15 protein-coding genes are annotated in these 18,552 nt (G+C 69.2%); 4 read left to right on the top strand and 11 right to left on the bottom strand.

Going from position 1 to position 18,552, the window contains the following annotated elements; all coding sequences use genetic code 11:
* The 7 genes from E3O50_RS13780 to E3O50_RS13750 form a co-directional block, all read right to left on the bottom strand.
* Positions 1-252: hypothetical protein (locus E3O50_RS13780; protein ID WP_198413668.1), on the bottom strand; the 252-nt coding region annotated here is incomplete at its 3' end.
* A gap of 338 nt (positions 253-590) precedes the next feature.
* Entirely contained in the window at positions 591-1,742 is a 1,152-nt protein-coding gene (locus E3O50_RS13775; protein ID WP_134560741.1) for a VIT1/CCC1 transporter family protein, read from the bottom strand.
* Positions 1,743-1,747: 5 nt separating this feature from the next.
* A complete protein-coding gene (locus E3O50_RS13770) occupies positions 1,748-2,056 on the bottom strand; it encodes a hypothetical protein (RefSeq protein ID WP_134447668.1) in 309 nt (102 codons plus the stop codon).
* Positions 2,056-3,561 carry an Asp-tRNA(Asn)/Glu-tRNA(Gln) amidotransferase subunit GatB gene (gene gatB, locus E3O50_RS13765; RefSeq protein ID WP_134447666.1) on the bottom strand — a complete coding sequence of 502 codons (1,506 nt, stop codon included), beginning with the start codon at positions 3,559-3,561 and terminating at the stop codon, positions 2,056-2,058. The genes E3O50_RS13770 and gatB overlap by 1 nt, the downstream gene beginning before the upstream one ends.
* A complete protein-coding gene (gene gatA / locus E3O50_RS13760) occupies positions 3,561-5,108 on the bottom strand; it encodes an Asp-tRNA(Asn)/Glu-tRNA(Gln) amidotransferase subunit GatA (RefSeq protein WP_134447664.1) in 1,548 nt (515 codons plus the stop codon). The genes gatB and gatA overlap by 1 nt, the downstream gene beginning before the upstream one ends.
* Positions 5,109-5,110: 2 nt before the next feature.
* On the bottom strand, positions 5,111-5,407 hold the full coding sequence (gene gatC, locus E3O50_RS13755; protein WP_134447662.1) for an Asp-tRNA(Asn)/Glu-tRNA(Gln) amidotransferase subunit GatC: 297 nt from the start codon (positions 5,405-5,407) through the stop codon (positions 5,111-5,113).
* Between the two features lie 35 nt (positions 5,408-5,442).
* Positions 5,443-6,690, bottom strand: a complete 1,248-nt coding sequence (locus tag E3O50_RS13750; protein ID WP_166787315.1) for an alpha/beta hydrolase — start codon at positions 6,688-6,690, stop codon at positions 5,443-5,445.
* A gap of 256 nt (positions 6,691-6,946) precedes the next feature.
* On the opposite strand from E3O50_RS13750, the gene E3O50_RS13745 reads away from it, so the two are divergent.
* Positions 6,947-7,483 (top strand): PadR family transcriptional regulator, encoded by a 537-nt coding sequence (locus E3O50_RS13745; RefSeq protein ID WP_134560742.1) that lies wholly within the window; start codon positions 6,947-6,949, stop codon positions 7,481-7,483.
* Entirely contained in the window at positions 7,480-8,244 is a 765-nt protein-coding gene (locus E3O50_RS13740) for an alpha/beta hydrolase (RefSeq protein ID WP_134560743.1), read from the top strand. Before E3O50_RS13745 ends, E3O50_RS13740 begins: the two co-directional genes overlap by 4 nt.
* A gap of 21 nt (positions 8,245-8,265) precedes the next feature.
* Here the strand turns inward: E3O50_RS13740 and ligA are convergent, their stop codons facing one another.
* The 3 genes from ligA to E3O50_RS13725 all read right to left on the bottom strand — a co-directional run bounded on the left by ligA (position 8,266) and on the right by E3O50_RS13725 (position 13,088).
* Positions 8,266-10,587: an NAD-dependent DNA ligase LigA gene (gene ligA, locus E3O50_RS13735; protein ID WP_134560744.1), complete on the bottom strand. Its 2,322-nt coding sequence runs from the start codon at positions 10,585-10,587 to the stop codon at positions 8,266-8,268.
* A complete protein-coding gene (gene mnmA, locus E3O50_RS13730) occupies positions 10,580-11,788 on the bottom strand; it encodes a tRNA 2-thiouridine(34) synthase MnmA (protein WP_194087903.1) in 1,209 nt (402 codons plus the stop codon). The genes ligA and mnmA overlap by 8 nt, the downstream gene beginning before the upstream one ends.
* Positions 11,789-11,852: 64 nt before the next feature.
* Positions 11,853-13,088, bottom strand: coding sequence for a cysteine desulfurase family protein (locus E3O50_RS13725; protein WP_134560745.1), 1,236 nt, complete (start codon positions 13,086-13,088; stop codon positions 11,853-11,855).
* Between the two features lie 84 nt (positions 13,089-13,172).
* Between E3O50_RS13725 and glgX the strand changes: the two genes are divergently transcribed.
* Both glgX and ybaK read left to right on the top strand, forming a co-directional pair.
* Positions 13,173-15,215 (top strand): glycogen debranching protein GlgX, encoded by a 2,043-nt coding sequence (glgX, locus tag E3O50_RS13720; RefSeq protein WP_134447650.1) that lies wholly within the window; start codon positions 13,173-13,175, stop codon positions 15,213-15,215.
* A 26-nt stretch (positions 15,216-15,241) separates the two neighbouring features.
* The gene (gene ybaK, locus E3O50_RS13715) at positions 15,242-15,733 is read left to right on the top strand and encodes a Cys-tRNA(Pro) deacylase (RefSeq protein ID WP_134447648.1); all 492 of its coding nucleotides are present in this window, start codon (positions 15,242-15,244) and stop codon (positions 15,731-15,733) included.
* Here ybaK and glgP read toward each other — a convergent pair.
* Positions 15,730-18,318 (bottom strand): alpha-glucan family phosphorylase, encoded by a 2,589-nt coding sequence (glgP, locus tag E3O50_RS13710; protein ID WP_134447646.1) that lies wholly within the window; start codon positions 18,316-18,318, stop codon positions 15,730-15,732. The genes ybaK and glgP overlap by 4 nt on opposite strands.
* Positions 18,319-18,552 lie beyond the last annotated feature (234 nt).

The following is an 18,552-nucleotide window of genomic DNA, read 5'->3' as shown; positions in this document are numbered from 1 at the left end:
ACTGAGCAGCCCCACCGGGATCGCCGCCAGGGCATCGGCGAGAACCGCCTGCGCCTCGGCGAGCCGGGCGACAGCATCCGCATGCACCGACGGCACCGACGGCACCGACCTGGCCAGCCCTTCAGCGCCCCCGAAACCCTCGGCAACCTCGACCGGATGGGCCGACTCGGCGCCTGCGGTGGGCTGATCACCCGCGGCCCCGGAACCGGGTGTCTGCGGGGTGTGTGACTGGGGATCGGAAGCTCCTGCCATACCCCGATTCTACGCCGAATAGAACACAAAGACGAGACTTACTCACATAATTGTGGGCTTCTCATTCCGAGTTTCATACCTGAAGACGGTTGATTCTCCTGCCCGTGGTTCCGAATTCAGGAGATCCTCCCGGGCGGGCAACTCCGGTCCGCGGACCAGTGCGGCCGATCCCACCCGACACCAAGAATCTCCTGAATTCGACACCGGGTGCAGACCCGAGGCAGCAGACGCCAACACCGCCGACGAGCGGTGAGACTCCGTTCATCCTGGATGGACTGTGTAACGTCCGTCGCGGCTCGTAGCCCCGACACCCCGCCCGTAGATCGCTCCCGAAGGCGCTACCCGAGCGAGGTGCCGAAGAGCAGGCCGAGCACGTAGGTGACCCCGGCTGCCGCGAAGCCGATCAGCAGCTGGCGGAGCGCACGCCGGAGCGGCGGCCCGCCGGAAAGCAGGCCGACGATCGCGCCCGTCGCAAGGAGGGCGAGCCCGACGAGCACGGACGCGACCACGATCGCCGCAAGCCCCTCGAGGCCGAACAGGTAGGGCAGCACAGGGAGGATGGCGCCGGAGGCGAAGAAGCAGAAGCTCGAGGACGCGGCACCCCAGCCGGTTCCGATCGCCTCGTGCTCGTCCGTCGCGGGGTCGAGAGCCCCGTGCGCGATGTCGGCGCCCTGGACCGGGGCGGCAACCGAAACCGGTCCGGTCGCCATGGTCAGCGTGCGCAGCACCTCGTGCGCCTGCGCCTCGGCCTCGTCCGCCGCCATGCCTTGCGCCCGGTAGACGAGGGTGAGCTCGTTGGCGGCGAGGTCGAGGTGCGAGAGCACCGTGCGCGCGGTCGCCTGGGGGGTGGATGCCTCGAGCAACTCCCGCTGCGACCGCACCGAGACGTACTCACCCGCACCCATCGACAGGGCGCCGGCGAGCAGACCGGCGATGCCCGTGAACAGGATGGTCGCGGCGGGAACGCCGGTCGCGCCGATACCGAGCACGAGGGCGAGGTTGGAGACGAGGCCGTCGTTGATGCCGAACACGGCTGCGCGGAACGACCCGGCGAGGCGCTGGCGTCCGCGGGCGGCCAGCCCCCGCACGACCTCCTCGTGGATGCGTTCGTCGGCCGCCATCGTCTTCGTCGCGTCGACGTCGGAATCGTATGGCGAGCGCGCTTCCGCCCGCTGGGCGAGCGCGAGCACGAAGACGGAACCGAATCGTCTTGCGAGAAACCCGAGGAACCGGGTGCGCACCGCTCCACGTTTAGGCGGGCCGGCCTGGTCGCCGAGCAGGTCCCGCCAGTGCGCCTCGTGGCGGGCTTCCGCCTCGGCGAGGGCGAGCAGGATCTCCTTCTCCTCACCGGTCCGGCGGGAGGCGAGGTCGCGGTAGACCGCGGCCTCCGCGCGTTCATCGGCGAGGTACTGGCGCCAGCGACGAATGTCAGCGGGGGTCGCCGTGGACTCAACGGTCGGGGAATCGGGACGTTCCTGGGCTGCGCTCATCGCAATCACGCTTCCGGGGCCGGTTCGAGGGAGGTCTGGGCGACCCGGGCTGACTCGTGCGGGCCCGAGCCGTCGAGCCCGTAGAACGGTTCGTCGAACTGCACGGTCCAGATCGCCTCCCGACCGGAGACAGGGGCGTAGAGGGCTGCGCCGTCGGTGTCCCCGGCCCCGACGATGACGCCGATGGGGTCTTCGACCATCGACTCCGGGTAGCGGCTCCGGTCGAGCCGCACCAGAACCTGCATCCCGACGCCGAAAACGGCTCGGCTCGCGGGCCCGTCCGGTGCGGGCTCGCGTCGCTTCCAGAGGGCCATTACTCGGCCGTTCCTGCCCTTTCGAGGACAAGTTCCCGTACCCGTGCGGCATCCGCTTGTCCGCGCATGGCCTTCATGACGGCACCGATCACGGCGCCGGCCGCCTGGACCTTGCCGTCGCGGATCTTCGCGAGCACGTCGGGCTGGGAGGCGAGAGCGAGGTCGATGGCCTCGATGAGCGGGCCGTCGTCGGAAACGACGGCAAGACCGCGGATCTCCACGACTTCGAGCGGGGTGCCTTCGCCGGCGATGACGCCCTCGAGCACCTGGCGGGCCAGGCGGTCGGTCAGCGTTCCCGCGGTGACCAGTTCGATCAGAGCGGCGAGCTGCACCGGCTCGACCAGGGAGTCAGCGGAGACGCCGGCGACGTTCGCGAGCCTGGCGACCTCGCCGGTCCACCACTTGCGGGAGGACTGGGCGGATGCGCCGGCTGCGACGGTGGCCTCGACAGCGTCGAGCAGGTCGGAGTTGACGACGTCCTGGAACTCGAGGTTGGCGAAGCCCCAGTCGGCCTGGAGGCGCTTGCGGCGTGCCGCGGGCGGCTCCGGCAGGGTCGCGCGGAGTTCTTCGACCCAGGCGCGGGAGGGCGCGACGGGGACGAGGTCGGGCTCCGGGAAGTAGCGGTAGTCGTCGGCGTCGGACTTGGGCCGGCCCGCGGACGTGATGCCGGTGTCCTCATGCCAGTGCCGGGTCTCCTGCGTGATCGTTCCGCCGGCGGCGAGGAGTGCGGCCTGGCGCTGGATCTCGTAACGGACGGCACGTTCGACGCTGCGGAGCGAGTTGACGTTCTTGGTCTCCGTGCGGGTGCCGAGCTTTCCGGAGCCGCGCGGGCGCAGGGACACGTTCGCGTCGCAGCGCACGTTGCCCTCTTCCATCCGCGCGTTGGACACGCCGAGCGCCTTGACGATCTCGCGGATCGCCGCAACGTAGGTGCGCCCGATCTCGGGAGAGTCGGCCTCGCCGCCCTCGATCATCTGCGTGACGATCTCGACGAGGGGCACGCCGCCGCGGTTGTAGTCGACGAGCGAGTAGTCGGCGCCCTGGATCCGGCCGGTCGCGCCGCCGACGTGGGTGAGCTTGCCCGCGTCGTCTTCCATGTGGGCGCGTTCGATGTCGATCGTGACCTGGCGGCCGCTCTCGAGTTCGATCGTGAGCTGCCCGTTGAACGCGATCGGCTCGTCGTACTGGGAGGTCTGGAAGTTCTTCGCGGTGTCGGGGTAGAAGTAGTTCTTGCGGGCGAAGCGCGAGTATTCCGCGATCTCGCAGCCGAGGGCGAGCCCGAGGCGGATGCTCGACTCGATCGCCTTCGCGTTCACCTGCGGGAGCCCGCCGGGGAGTCCGAGGCAGGTCGGGCAGGTGTTCGTGTTCGCACCCTGGCCGAATTCGTTGGCGCAGCCGCAGAACATCTTGGTCTTGGTGTTGAGTTCGACGTGCACCTCGAAGCCGAGCACCGGCTCGAACAGTTCGAGGGCCTTGTCGTAATCCATCAGTTCAGCCTTCTTCATCAGACGGCTCCCCCTTCGCTCGCGAACATTTGTGTGGGTGCCAGTTTCGGCGCAAGGCTGAGCAGGGTGTGTCCCCAGTGCGCTTCGAGCAGCTGCTCGACGGCGGCACCGAAGGTGTACAGACGGGCGTCCTGCTTGGCGGGCGCCATGACCTGCAGCCCGACGGGCAGGCCGTCCTCCGGCGCGAGGCCCATCGGCAGGCTCATTCCCGGGATGCCGGCGAGGTTCGCCGGGATCGTGGTGACGTCGTTGAGGTACATCGCCATCGGGTCGTCCATCTTCTCGCCGAACTTGAACGCCGTGGTCGGCGCGCTCGGGGACAACAACACGTCGACCTTCTCGAATGCGGCGTCGAAGTCGCGCTGGATCAGGGTGCGCACCTTCTGGGCGCTGCCGTAGTACGCGTCGTAGTAGCCGGCGCTCAGAGCGTAGGTGCCGAGGATGATCCGGCGCTTGACCTCGGGTCCGAAACCGGCGTCGCGCGTCGCGGCCATGACCCGTTCGCTCGTGAGCGGTCCCTCTGCCGGGTCCACGCGGATGCCGAAACGCACCGAGTCGAAGCGGGCGAGGTTGCTCGAGGCCTCGGCGGGGAGGATCAGGTAGTACGCGGCGACGGCATATTCGAAGCTCGGTGCACTGACCTCTTCGATCTCGGCGCCGGCTGCGACGAGCATCGCGAGGGTTTCGTTGAAGCGCTGCAGGACTCCGGGCTGGAACCCGGGGCCGGACAGCTCCTTGACGACACCGATCCGGACGCCGGTGAGGGCACCGTCAACCCGGCCCGCGATCGCGGCGGCGGCCATCGAAGGCCAGCGGTCGGTCAGCGAGGTGGAGTCGAGCGGGTCGTGGCCGCTGAGAACGTCGTGCAGAAGCGCGGCGTCGTAGACGGTGCGGCTGACCGGTCCGACCTGGTCGAGCGAGGAGGCCAGGGCGATCGCACCGTAGCGGGAGACTCCGCCGTATGTCGGCTTGACTCCGACGGATCCGGTGACGGCTGCGGGCTGGCGGATCGATCCGCCGGTGTCGCTGCCGAGGGCGAGGGGCGCTTCGAACGCGCTCACCGCTGCGGCGGATCCTCCGCCGGAGCCGCCGGGAATCCGGTCGAGGTCCCAGGGGTTGTGGGTCGGGCCGTACGCGGAGAACTCGGTGGACGAGCCCATCGCGAATTCGTCCATGTTGGTCTTGCCGAGCGGGATCAGCCCGGCTTCGCGGACGAGCCGCACGACCGTGGCGTCGTAGGGCGGGATCCAGCCCTCGAGGATCTTCGAGCCGGCGGTCGAGGGCATGTCGCGCGTCGCGAGCACGTCCTTGATGGCGATGGGCACGCCCGCGAGCGGACCGAGCACGGCACCGGCGGCGCGCTGGGCGTCCACGACGGCGGCCGCGGCGAGGGCGTTCGCCCCGGCCACGTGCAGGAACGCGTGTACGTCGGTGTCGACGGCCGCGATGTGGTCAAGGTGGGCCTGCGTCGCCTCGACGGAGCTGACGGCGCCGCTCGTGAGGAGGATGGACAGGTCGGCGGCGGAGAGCCGGGTGAGATCGGTCATGGTTACTCCTCGTCCAGGATCGCGGGCACGCGGAATTTGTCGCCGTCGCGGTCGGTCGATCCGGAAAGTGCTTCTTCGACGGACAGGGACGGCACGACGACGTCGGCGCGGAAAACGTTGGTCAACGGCATCGGGTGGCTCGTCGCGGGAACTTCGGGCGTTGCGACTTCGGCGACCTTCGCCACCGAGTCCACGATCTGGCCGAGTTCGGCGGTGAGGCGGGTGATCTCCTCCGGGCTGAGGTCGATCCGGGCGAGGTTTGCCAAGTGCGCAACCTGCTCGGCCGTGATTTCAGACATGTTGCTCCGATTGTGGTTGAGGTGAATACCCAATTCTATTCGGAGCCGTTGGTGACCAAATCCGCGTTGTCCGTTCCGATCAGCGCCATGTTGTGCAGCGACTCGCTCCCTGGCTCGAAATACGCGTTGTGGCCGAGCGAGGCCGTGAGGCTGGCCCCGGTGATCCGGTCGGTCGAACCGCGGACCCCGAGCGGATGCGCCCCGTACGATTCGGCCCCCGGGTCACTCCCGAAGAAGGCACTGTTGACGGCCGGATCCCAGTCGGCCTTGCCGACCCAGACGTTCTCGCCCGTCACATGCAGGCTGGCCGCGGACTGGATCTGGCTGCCCGGCGATCCGACGAGCACGAGGGCGTCGACATCGAAGGAGCCGCGGGCGAGGGCGGTGAGCGCGACGGTCGAGCCGTAGGAGTGCGCGTAGACGGAGATGAAGGGCTGGTGCCCCCCGCGGTCCGAGCGGATGCCGAGGGAGGACTTCTCGAGGAAGTCGGCTCCGACGATGGCCTTGTCGAGGCCGCCGACGCTGAACAGGTCGGGGACCTCGTAGCCGATCCAGGCGACCGTCGCGATGCTGGCATTCGCCTGGCCCGCGCCCTGGCCTGCGCGTTCGGCAAGCACCTTCTCCTGTTCCATGTACAGGTCGTTCGCCGTGTCCGTCCAGTGCACGATCTCGGCCTCGACGGTGTAGTTCATTCCGGGAACGAGGAAGCCGACGTAGTCGGCGGTGTCGGGATTGCCGAGCGCGATGGCCGCGCGACCGCCGCCCGTGCTGTCGAGCAGGATCAGGGAGCGGCGCGGCCCCGCGTCGGCTTGCCTGAGTGCGGTGCGCACCTGGTCGAGGACGGCGAGCTCGTGGGTGGCGCTCGTGCGGTCGTCGTCGCTCAGCGTGCCCGCGAGGCGCTGCTGGGTCTCGGTGATGCTCTCGTTCAGGTATCGGGCGTTCGCCCGGCCACGCTCCCGGAACGGGATGCCCTCGAGGTTGCCGACGAGGCGGGGTGCCGCGGCGATGAGGGAGGAGCGTTCGGTGCCGCCGAGGGACGTCCACCAGCCGGTGACCTCTGTCGCGGCCGGCGGAACCGCGAGGAGGGAGTCGAGCTGTTCGGGGAAGTCCAGCACGAAGCTCGAGATGTCTGCGACCGAGAGCCGGGCAAGCCCGGCGAGGAGGCTCGACCCGCGCAGGAAGCGGAGGGAGTTGACGTCTCCGTCGATCGACACGACCGGTTCGAGGCCGAGGGGCTGCAGTCCCAGGTCGGTGTCGCTCGACACGACCGCGTATTCGTGCACCTGAAAGGCCTCGCTGGCCCCATTGAATACCAGCGAGGATGCAAGAAGAATTGCCGCGCCTAACAGCAAACCTGGGTACGTCCCCTCACGAACACCGAGCGGTGGATCGGCACGGTATCAAGTGCACACCCTGCACTTTTAGAGTATCGAAGAATGCGCCCGTTGGGGATGAACTTTGTCCCCGGTCCGGGTGCAAATATTCGGGCAGTGAAACCGGGTATTGCGCGCGGGCATATATGCGTGGTCTTATATAGGCATGTCACTGACCATTGCTTTGCTCGGGATGCTCGAGCTCTCGCCCCTCTCCGGGTACGACCTCAATAAGAGGATCGAGGCATCCGTCATTCATTTCTGGTCTGCGGACCAGTCCCAGATCTATCGCACGCTCAGCCGTCTGGTCGCTGACGGACTCGCCGAGGTCACGGTCATCGCCCAGGACGGCAAGCCCGATCGGCGCGAACACCGGATCACCCCGGCGGGTCACGCGGCCCTCGATGCCGCGCTCAGGGCGCCGCTGGAACCTGAGACCCCGCACGAGTCCTTCCTGATGCGCATCTTCTTCGCCGGCGCGCTCGGAATCGACGGCGTCCGCGAACTCCTCAGAGCGCGCAGGGAGGAAGCGAGCCGGCTGCTCGCGCGCCTGACCACCATCGAGGCCCGGGATCCCGGGCGACCGGAAACCATCGGCCAGGCCCTGCGACGGGCCACGCTCCGCAACGGAATCGTCCACGCCGAGGCGGAACTCGCCTGGCTGGACGAGACCGAATCCGTCCTGGTCACGGCTTCACGGTGACCGGGTATCCGCTCGAGCACGGCGTAGACGCCCCTGGCTCGGAGACGATCGTGTTACTGCACGGCGGCACCGTCGCCTCCTGGTCCTGGCAGCCGCAGGTCGAGGGCATGCCGGACCGGCACATCCTCACACCGGACCTGCCGGGCTTCGGCTCCCGGTCGGGGGAAGAGTGGCATTCGCTGGATCGCACCGCTGACGACGTTGCCGAGATCATCCGCTCCCAGGCCAGGGGCGGGAGCGCCCACGTGATCGGGCTTTCGCTCGGCGGCCTCGTCGCCGTGCACTTGATGGCCCGGCACCCGGAGCTGATCCAGTCCTGTCTGATCTCGGGCGCACCCGTGACCGGCATCCATGGAGCTGCCCGGTTCCTCAACACCCTCCAGCTGCGACTGTGGGACAGGGCCTGGTACTGGAAGGCGCAGGCGAAGGCGTTCGGATTGCCTGCCGACGCCGTCGACCTGTTCGTCGACCACGGCCTGGGCATCCGGGCAGACAACGCGGCACGCGTGTTCGCGGACGTCAACCGGGGCGGCTGCCCGGATTCGCTCGGCGATTACCGGGGTCCGCTCCTCGCCGTCGCTGGAGAGAAGGAGTCCCGCCTGGTGCGGCGCAGCTTTCCCGAACTGCGCATCAGGCTCCCGCAGACACTCACCTGGATCGCTCCCGGCATGCACCACGTCTGGAGCATCGAGAACGTCGGACTCTTCAACCGGATGGTCCTCGGCTGGGTCGATCACCGCACGGCTCCCGAACCGGACTGACCGGTGACCGATCCGGCCCCGTCAGTCGGTCGGTGCGGTGACCGTACCGTCTGTCACGTCGGCGCCGGTCACGTCGGCGACGGCGCCATCAGCCACGTCGAGCGCGGCGGGGCCTCCGGTGACGAGGAGCCGGAATTGCGCTGCGTCGAGGATACGCAGCCCGAGGGCCTCCGCCTTGGTGAGCTTGGAACCTGCGCCCGGTCCGGCGGCCACGAAGTCGGTGTTCTTCGACACGCTCGACGCGCTCTTTCCGCCAGCGGAGATGATCGCCTCCTGGGCTTCTTCCCTGGTGTAGCCCTCGATCGACCCCGTCGCGACGACGGTGAGCCCGGCGAGCACTCCCCCGGCGGCCGCGGCAGCGCCCGGTCCCGGGTGGTCCGGCGTCCGGAACTGCACCCCGGCGGTGGTCCACTGGTCCACGATGTCGCGGTGCCAGTCCACCTCGAACCAGTCGATGATGGCGTCTGCGATGATGCCACCGACGCCGTCGACCTCGGCGAGCTCGTCCCGCGTCGCCGCTCGGATCCCGTCGAGGCTGCCGAAGTGGCCTGCGAGGGCGCGCGCGGCGACCGGACCTACGTGACGGATGTTGAGCGACACCAGCAGGCGCCAGAGCGGTTTGGTCTTGGCGAGTTCGATCTCGGCGAGCAGCTTGATCGCACTCGAGGACGGCTGCGGACCGGTGAGGCCCGCCCGCTTCTCGGCAGCCGTCGGGTTCCGCCGGAACGGGGTGCGCAGCCGGTTCGTGCCGTCCGCCTCCTCGCGGGGCAGCCCGGTCTCGGCATCGCGCACGACCACCTCGATCGGGGTCAGGTCGTCGAGGGTGAGGTCGAAGAGGCCGGCTTCCGTGCGCAGCGGCGGCTCGATCGGCACGGTCGGCTGGGTGAGGGCGGCCGCGGCCACCTCGCCGAGCACCTCGATGTCGAGCGCGCCGCGGGAACCGATGTGCTCGACCCGCCCGCGCACCTGGGCCGGGCAGCTGCGCGCGTTCGGGCAGCGCAGGTCGATGTCGCCCTCCTTGGCCGGCGCGAGCGGGGTGCCGCACTCCGGACAGTTCGCCGGCATCACGAACGCGCGTTCGCTGCCGTCGCGCAGTTCGACGACCGGGCCGAGAATCTCGGGGATCACGTCGCCGGCCTTCCGCAGCACGACGGTATCGCCGATCAGCACGCCCTTGGCCTTGACGACGTCCTGGTTGTGCAGGGTGGCCTGCCGCACCTCGGAGCCCGCGACCCGCACCTTCTGCATCACGGCGAAGGGGGTGGCACGGCCGGTGCGGCCGACGCTCACGACGATGTCGAGCAGCTTGGTGTTCACCTGTTCCGGCGGGTACTTGTATGCGATCGCCCAGCGTGGCGCCCGGCTCGTTGCGCCCAGTTCGGCGTGCAGGGCGAGTTCGTCGACCTTGATCACGATGCCGTCGATCTCGTGGGACACACTCGCCCGGTGCTCTCCGTAGTACGCGATGAAGGCGGATGCCCCGCTCGCGTCCGGTTCGACGCGGAAGTAGCTGCTCGTCGGCAGTCCCCAGCCGGCCAGGAGTCCGTAGACCGCGGACTGGGCGTCGGCCTGCGGATCGGCCCAGGCCCCGATGCCGTGCACGAGCATCCGCAGCCGGCCAAGCCTCGCGCGCATCAGGCGCAGGGCCTCCTGGCTCTTGCCCTCCGCCTTCTGGCGCAGCGAGCCGGCCGCGGCGTTGCGCGGGTTGGCGAAGGGACGTTCCCCGGCGGCGACCTGCTGGGCATTGAGATCCGCGAAGGCGACGACGGGGAAGAAGACCTCGCCGCGTACCTCCATCAGCGGCGGATGCCCGGTGCCGGACAGTCGCTCGGGGATGCCGGGCACCCAGTGGATGTTCTCGGTGACGTCCTCGCCGACGACGCCGTCGCCGCGGGTCGCCGCGGTGACGAGCACGCCGTCCTCGTAGCGGAGGTTGATCGCGAGGCCGTCGATCTTGAGTTCGCACAGGTAGTGGACGGGGCGGCCGGCGTCCCGCTCGACCTTGGCGGCCCACGCCTCGAATTCCTCGACCGAGAAGACGTTGTCGAGGCTCAGCATCCGCTCGGCGTGCTGCACGGGCGCGAACAGGCTCGTCTCGGCGCGGCCTCCGACGGTCTGGGTGGGGCTGTCCTGGCTCGCGAGCTCGGGAAACTCACCCTCGAGAACCGCGAGCCGGCGGACGAGCGCGTCATAGTCGGCGTCGGAGATGACGACCTCGTTGCGCTCGTAGTATGCGTCCCTGGCGTCGATGATGCTCGCGGTGAGGTCGGCGACCTCGGCGGCGGCCCGCTGGAGCTCCGGCGGCGTGGAGTCGTCGGGCGCGGCGCTCGCGGCGTCAGGCACGGGCGGCGGGAACGGCGACCGGGGCTGGTTCAACGGCAGCCGATGGCACGGGTACGGCGCTCACGGTGCGGTCGATCGTGCACTGGCCGAGCACCCGGGTGCCGACGTAGAGCACCGCGGTCTGGCCGGGGGCGACGCCCGTCAGGGGCTCGCGCGGCGTGATCACGAGTTCGATTGCTCCTGCGTCGGTTGCTCCCGCGCCGGCCGAGTCTGCGCCAGCCGGAATCGGGACGCTCACGACCTGCGCAACGGCGGGCACCGGGTCGGCGTGCGCGCGGATCTGCACGTCGCAGTCGAAGGCGATCCCGGGGTGCTCCGGCGCCAGGCCGGTCCAGGTGAACTTCGAGCCGGCGATGAGGCCGATCGCGAGCGCCTCCTTCGGGCCGACGACGACAGTGTTCGTGATCGGGCGCACCTCGAGCACGAATCGCGGCTTGCCGTCCGCGGCCGGCGTGCCGATCTGGAGGCCCTTGCGCTGGCCGACGGTGAACGCGGCGGCACCCTCGTGCCTGCCGAGGGTGTTGCCCTCGCGGTCGAGGATGTCGCCTGCGGATGCAGGGATGCGCTCGGCGAGCCAGCCGCGGGTGTCGCCGTCAGGAATGAAGCAGATGTCGTAGGAGTCCGGCTTGGTCGCGACCGAGAAGCCGCGCTCGGCGGCCTCCGCACGCACCTCGGCCTTGGACGGCGTCTCGCCGAGCGGGAACATCGAGTGCGCGAGCTGCTCGGCGGTCAGCACACCGAGCACGTAGGACTGGTCTTTCGCCCAGGCGCTCGCGCGGTGCAGTTCGCGGTTCCCCGCGGCATCCGTCTGGATGCTCGCATAGTGGCCGGTGCAGACGGCGTCGAAGCCGAGGTCAATCGCCTTGTCGAGCAGGGCGGCGAACTTGATGCGCTCGTTGCAGCGCATGCAGGGATTCGGGGTGCGGCCGGCGGCGTATTCGGCGATGAAGTCGTCGACGACGTCGAGCTTGAACCGCTCGGAGAAGTCCCAGACGTAGTACGGGATGCCGATGATGTTCGCGGCCCGCTGGGCGTCCATCGAGTCCTCGATGGTGCAGCAGCCGCGGCTGCCGGTGCGCAGGGTTCCGGGCATGCGGCTCAGGGCGAGGTGCACGCCGACGACCTCGTGCCCCGCCTCCACCGCGCGCGCCGCCGCCACCGCGGAGTCGACCCCGCCACTCATTGCTGCCAAAACCTTCACCGGGCAAGTGTAATCGGACGGCCCGGTTTGGCCAATGCGGCTCGGGCACGTCGAGCCCGGGAGGTCAGCGGGTGGGCACGCGGTCGTTCATGCCGGCGCGGCTGGCCTGGGCGTGCGCTGCCGGCAGCGCGGCGAGGAAGGCGTCGACGTCGGCCCCTGTCGAATCGCGGCCGAGGGTGATCCGCAGGGCGCTGCGGGCCTCCGCCTCGCTGCGGCCCATGGCACGCAGCACGTGCGAGGGTTCCGGGATGCCGGCCTGGCACGCCGATCCGGTCGATACGGAGATTCCGGCGGCGTCGAGCAGGAAGAGCAGCGACTCCCCCTCGCAGCCGGGGAAGGTGAAGTGGGCGTTGCCGGGCAGGCGCTGCTCATCCGGCCCGTCGGGTGCCGCACCGTTGAGCACCGCGGTGGGCACGACGGCGCGCACGCCCGCGATCAGCCGGTCGCGGAGCGCCCTCAGGTGCACGTTGCGGGCGGGCAGGTCGCCGAGGGCGGATGCCGCGGCCGCGAACGCGACCGCCGCTGCGACGTCCTGGGTACCGCTCCGCACCTGGCGTTGCTGGCCGCCGCCGTGGATCAGCGGGACGATACTGGCCCGGCGCGACAGCACGAGTGCTCCGATGCCGACCGGCCCGCCGATCTTGTGGGCGGAGAGGCTGAGGGCGACGATGCCGCCCGCGGAACCTCCGGCGCCGCCGGAGGCACCGGTGCGGCCCGCGCCGCTGAGCGCGCGGAAGTCGATCGGCACCTGGCCGTACGCGGACACGGCGTCGATATGCACCGGGATCCCGTGGACGGCGGCGATCTCGCCGATCTCGGCGACGGGCTGCAGGGTGCCGACTTCGTTGTTCGCGGCAAGCAGGCTGAGCAGTGCGACATCCTCTGCGCCGGTCCCGAGGGCATCCGCCACCCGGGCCGGGTCGACCCGGCCTGCCCTGTCGAGCGGAAGCCATCCGGGTTCTGCGCCGTCGTGGTTTTCGAGCCACTCGACGGTGTCCATGGTCGCGTGGTGCTCGCCGCCGGGGACGAGGATGCGCCTGCGCGGGGCGCGTGCCCAGAACAGGCCCTTGAGGGCGAGGTTGATCGCCTCGGTGCCTCCCCCGGTGAACACGACCTCGATCGGATCGCAGCCCACACTCCGTGCCACGGTCTCGCGGGCTTCCTCGAGCATCCGCTTGGCATTCTGGCCCTGGCTGTGGATGGAGGCGGGGTTTCCGACGACGCTCATGGCGTCGACGTATGCCTCGATGGCCGCTGGCAGCATCGGCGTCGTCGCGGCGTGGTCGAGATAAATCGACAAAATACCCTCTTCCGCTCGGTTTTCGGCTGGCTGAGCGTGCGCCGGTGGTCACGGCCAGTCTCCGTACTCATTACTCTAGAACGCATGACTCACGCCGATCCCCTGCACAACCTCGGCGTGCGGCTTTCAGCCGGGGTCGGCGAACTCCGTGTCTGGTCGCAGAACGCCGAGGCCATGGACCTCTGCATCTTCGACGCCACGGACCCGAACTGGATCGTCAAGACCGTGCCGATGACCCGCGACGCGGACAATGTCTGGTCCGGTCGCAGTCGCACCCTGTCCGCGGGCCGCCACTACGGCATCCGCGTCTCGGGGCCTGCCGCATCCACGAATTCGTTCCACCCCGAGAAGACCATGGTCGAGCCCTATTCTCGAGGCCTCGTCAGGGTCGGCCCTGAGCAGTGGCAGTCCTCCGTCGTCGACGACGCCTTCGACTGGGCCGGTTCGGTGAAGCCGAAGATCGCGCTCGACCACACCGTCGTCTATGAGGCGCACGTGCGGGGCATCAGCAAGCTCAACCCGGCCATTCCCGCCGACCTCCGCGGCACCTACGCAGGCCTGGCGCACGAATCGACGATCACCTATCTCAAGGAACTCGGCGTCACCTCGGTCGAGCTCCTCCCCGTGCAGGCGTTCGTTTCCGAACAGCGCCTGCTCAAGCAGGGTCTCACCAACTACTGGGGTTACAACACCTTCAACTTCTTCACCCCGCACGCCGACTATGCGACCATGGCGTCCCAGTCGGCAGGTCCGGAAGCCGTGCTGCGCGAGTTCAAGGGAATGGTCAAGCTCCTGCACGAGGCCGGCCTCGAGGTGATCCTCGACGTCGTCTACAACCACACCGCCGAGGAGGGTCCCGGCGGCCCCGCGAGCAGCCTCCGCGGCATCGACAACGCTACCTACTACCGCCAGAACGATGCGGGCGGCTACATCGACGTGACCGGCTGCGGCAACACCCTCAACGTCTCCAACGAGGTGCCGCGCCGACTCGTGCTCGACTCTCTCAAGTACTGGGCGAACGACGTGCAGATCGACGGCTTCCGTTTCGACCTCGCCGCGACGCTGAGCCGCGGGGACAACGTGGAGTTCCAGCGCGACCATCCCCTGATCAAATCCATCCAGTCCGATCCGGAACTCGCCGGCGTCAAGCTCGTCGCCGAGCCGTGGGACGTGGGCATGGGCGGCTGGCAGACCGGCAATTTCCCGGACGGCTGGACGGAGTGGAACGACCGTTACCGTGACCGGATGCGCTCGTTCTGGCTCACCGACATCGCGGCGGCCAGGGACGGCCACTCCGGGAGCGGCATCGGCCGCTTCGCGACCCGGCTGGCCGGCTCCGCGAACACCTTCTCCCTCGAACGCGGCCCGCTCGCGTCGCTGAACTTCATCACGGCGCACGACGGCTTCACAATGGCCGACCTGACCGCGTACAACGTCAAGCACAACGTCGGAAACGGCGAGTCCAACCGCGACGGCACCGACAGCAACAACTCCTTCAACCACGGGGCCGAGGGACCCACGCGCGACCGCGGCATCCTCGCGACCCGGCGCAAGGCGATGCGCAACCTCCTCGGCACGCTTCTGCTCTCCGCGGGCGTCCCGATGCTGACGGCCGGCGACGAATTCGGTCGCAGCCAGCGCGGCAACAACAACGCGTATTGCCACGACAGCGAGCTGACCTGGCTGAACTGGGACCTCGACGACTGGCAGATCGACCTGCACCGTGTCACGAAGAAGCTGCTCCAGCTGCGTCGTGACAACCCGGCCCTCCGCCCGGTGTGGTTCGGCCGCTCCGGCGAAACCACCCTGAGCGCGAGCGAGATGGACTGGTACAACATCGAGGGCAAGTCGATGTCGGAGGACAACTGGCACTCCCCGAAGGAGCGCACCCTGCAATACCTCGCGGCGTCGACGCCCGAGTTCGAGGAGTTCAACCGGATCCTCCTCATCGTGCAGGGCCGCGAGCGCGACGTGACGGTGACGCTGCCAGAGCACGCCGGCGTCTCCTCGTATTCGCTGCTCTGGGATTCGAGTCACGACGACCTGAGCGACGCGGTCATCGAGCACATCCCCGGCACCCGGCTGCTCGTGCCGGGTGCGTCGATGCAGTTGTTCCGGGCGAGCTAGTCCGGCTCGGTCGCAGAGGAGTCGCAGTGGTGAAGAAGCACGACGGCGCCGGTGGGACGCCCGCGACCGTCGCGCTCACGCACGCGGGCATCCGGTTCACGCCGCACGCCTACGACCACGACCCGTCGGCGACGGGGTACGGCCTCGAGGCCGCTGCAAAACTCGGGCTCGACCCGGCCAGGGTGTTCAAGACCCTGCTGGCGGATGCCGATGGCACGCTCGTCGTCGCCGTCGTGCCGGTCGCCGGCCAGCTCGACCTCAAAGCCCTGGCGCACGCGGCCGGGACCAAGAAGGCCGTGATGGCCGACCCGAAACTCGCCGAGCGGAAGACCGGCTATGTGCTCGGCGGCATCAGCCCGGTCGGGCAGAAGACCCGCCTGGTGACCGTCGTCGACGAGACCGCCCTGCTGTACGACACCGTGTTCGTGTCCGGCGGCCGCCGCGGGTTCGACATCGAGCTGGCGCCGGCGGACCTCCTCGCCGCCACCGACGCCCTCACCGCCCCTATCGCGCGCTAGCCGGCTACGGCGATCAGGCCCATCTCTGCCGAGCTCACCAGCAGGTCGTTCTTCGGGACGACGCGCACCGTGTACCCGAACGCGCCGCCGCGGTCGAGCGCGACCGTCCCAGTGAAGAGGGTCGCACCGCCCTGCTCTGGCGAGTCGGAACCGTCCGCGGCATCCGGGTCGACGACCGCCTCGAGCGCGAGGGTGTGCACGCCGCTCAGCTCGTCGTTGGCCAGGCTCTTCCCGTAGACGACCTCGACGGTGACATCCGCGGGGTCGAGCCCGTTGAGCTGCACATGGGCACGCAGGTGCAGTTCGTCGCCGACCTTGGGAACGGCGGCGACCCCGCCGGACTCGACGTGGGCGACGGAGACGCCCGGCCACTTGGCGACGATGCGCCCCTTCCACACGGCGAGTTCGCGCGCAGCACGGTAGTTGTTCGCGGACAGGCGTGCCTCGGCGGCCCCGGCCGGGCGGTAGAGCTTCTGCACGTACTGGCGCACCATCCGGCCGGCGTTGAGTTCCGGGGAGAGGGTGGCGAGGGTGTGCCGGATCGAGGCGACCCAGCGTTCGGGAACACCGTCGCCGTTGCGGTCGTAGAAGCGGGGAGCGACATGGTGTTCGATGAGCTCGTAGAGCGCGTCGGCTTCGATCCGGTCCCGCTCGGCGGAGTCGCCTGCGGCATCAGCCGACGGGATCGCCCAGCCGTTCTTTCCGTCGTAGTACTCAGGCCACCAGCCGTCGAGGATCGAGAGGTTCAGCGCTCCGTTGAGTGCCGCCTTCATTCCCGAGGTGCCACAGGCCTCCAGGGGACGCAGCGGATTGTTGAGCCAGACATCCGTGCCGGGGTACATCAGCTGCGCCATGCCGATGTTGTAGTCGGGCAGGAACGCGATGCGGGTGCGCAGCTCCGGGTCGGCCGCGAACTGCACGACCTTCTGGATGAGGCGCTTGCCCTCTTCGTCCGCGGGGTGCGACTTGCCGGCGATCACGATCTGGATCGGGTGCTCCGGGTGCAGCAGCAGGGCACGGAGCCGCTCGGGGTCGTGCAGCATCAGGGTCAGCCGCTTGTACGTCGGGACGCGGCGGGCGAACCCGATCGTGAGCACCGTCGGATCGAAGACCTGGCCGATCCATGCCGGCACGATCCCGCCCGGGTTCTGCACGAGCCAGGCCGCGGCGATGCGCCGGCGGGCGTCCTCGACGAACTGCAGACGCATCGTGCCGCGCACGGCCCAGAGGTCGTCGTCGGTGATCGCGGGCGAGGCCCAGTCGGCCTCAGAGGTATCGCTCGTGCCGAGGCGGTCCTCGGCGAGGTGAAGCAGCGAGGGGTCCGTCCAGGTCGGGGCGTGCACGCCGTTGGTGATCGAATCGATCGGCACGTCCTCGGCGTCGAAGCCCGGCCAGAGTCCCTTGAACATCCGTCGGCTGACCTCGCCGTGCAGCTTGGAGACGCCGTTGGCGCGCTGGCCGAGCCGCAGGCCCATCAGCGCCATGTTGAAGACGTCGGGAGACCCGCCCGGATAGTTCTCCGCGCCGAGGGCGAGGAGCTCGTCGACGCCGACACCGGGGAGGAGGTCGGTCTCGAAGTACCGCTGCACGAGGCTGCGCTCGAACCGGTCGATTCCCGCGGCGACGGGTGTGTGGGTCGTGAACACCGTTCCCGCCCGCGCGACCTGCAGGGCCTCGGCGAAGCTCAGTCCGTCACCGATCAGGCTCGAGATGCGTTCGAGGCCGAGGAACCCGGCATGGCCCTCGTTGGTGTGGAATACCTCGGGTTCCGGCCGGTTGTTGAGGGCGCTCCAGACCTTCACGGCGCGGGCGCCGCCGATGCCGAGGAGCAATTCCTGCAGCAGCCGGTGCTCGCCGCCGCCGCCGTAGAGCCGGTCCGTGACGAGGCGCAGGTCGTCCGCGTTCTCGGGAATGTCCGTATCGAGCATGAGCAGGCGGATGCGGCCGACGTTCGCCTGCCAGACGCGGGCGTGCAGGGTGCGGTTGTCGGGGAGGGCGAGCGAGACCTGCACGGCGGAGCCGTCGGCACGGCGCAGCACGGACAGGGGCAGTCCGTCGGGATCGAGCAGGGGGTAGCTCTCGATCTGCCAGCCGTCCGGGGAGATCGCCTGGCTGAAGTAGCCTGCCCGGTAGAACAGGCCGACGCCGATGAGAGGGACGCCCAGGTCCGAGGCGCTCTTCAGGTGGTCACCCGCGAGGATCCCGAGGCCGCCGGAGTACTGCGGGAGCGCGGCGGCGATGCCGAACTCCGGGGAGAAGTAGGCGATCGACGCGGGCTTGTCACCCTCGAGGCCCTGGTACCAGCGCGGTTCCTGCAGATAGGAGCGCAGCCCGTCCCTGATCGAGTTGACCCAGGAGACGTATTCGTGGTCTGCGGCGAGCGCCACGAGCCGGGCCGGATCGACGGCGCCGAGCAAGGCAACGGGATCAGTACCGATCTCGCGCCACAACTCTGGTGAGATGTGTTCGAAGAGTTGGCGGGTCGGCTCGTGCCAGGACCAGCGCAGGTTACCGGCAAGCTCATCGAGGGCTGCTAGAGCCTCGGGCACGACGGTGCGGACTGTAAATTTACGGATCGCCTTCACGCGTCCCAGCCTAGAGGCGCTGGCAGGTCTCTGTCCCGTTCCTCCCCCGGAAACCGCACAATTCGCGCTACGGTCATCTTGTGGCAAAGACAGCTAAACGTGCAAATGTTGTTCCCGAATCCGTGGCAGGCGCCGACGCCGGCACGGACCTGGCTCCCCCTGCGGGTCAAGGCAAGCGAGGCAAGGAGGAGCCGACGCGCATCTCACGCATTCCGATCCTCGACCTCGCACCCC

The sequence above is a fragment of the Cryobacterium sp. MDB1-18-1 genome (genome assembly GCF_004402735.1).
GTDB lineage: Bacteria > Actinomycetota > Actinomycetes > Actinomycetales > Microbacteriaceae > Cryobacterium > Cryobacterium glucosi.
Note: the sequence above shows the minus strand (reverse complement) of the source record. Positions and strands in the feature narration are given on the sequence as shown.

Bases quoted from the DNA above. Each gene is read 5' to 3' on its own strand.
- gatA (WP_134447664.1), bottom strand. From the start codon at position 5,108: ATGACCGATCTCACCCGGCTCTCCGCCGCCGACCTGTCCATCCTCCTC.
- glgX (WP_134447650.1), top strand. From the start codon at position 13,173: ATGACTCACGCCGATCCCCTGCACAACCTCGGCGTGCGGCTTTCAGCC.
- gatB (WP_134447666.1), bottom strand. From the start codon at position 3,561: ATGAAGAAGGCTGAACTGATGGATTACGACAAGGCCCTCGAACTGTTC.
- E3O50_RS13770 (WP_134447668.1), bottom strand. From the start codon at position 2,056: ATGGCCCTCTGGAAGCGACGCGAGCCCGCACCGGACGGGCCCGCGAGC.
- E3O50_RS13745 (WP_134560742.1), top strand. From the start codon at position 6,947: ATGTCACTGACCATTGCTTTGCTCGGGATGCTCGAGCTCTCGCCCCTC.
- gatC (WP_134447662.1), bottom strand. From the start codon at position 5,407: ATGTCTGAAATCACGGCCGAGCAGGTTGCGCACTTGGCAAACCTCGCC.
- E3O50_RS13775 (WP_134560741.1), bottom strand. From the start codon at position 1,742: ATGAGCGCAGCCCAGGAACGTCCCGATTCCCCGACCGTTGAGTCCACG.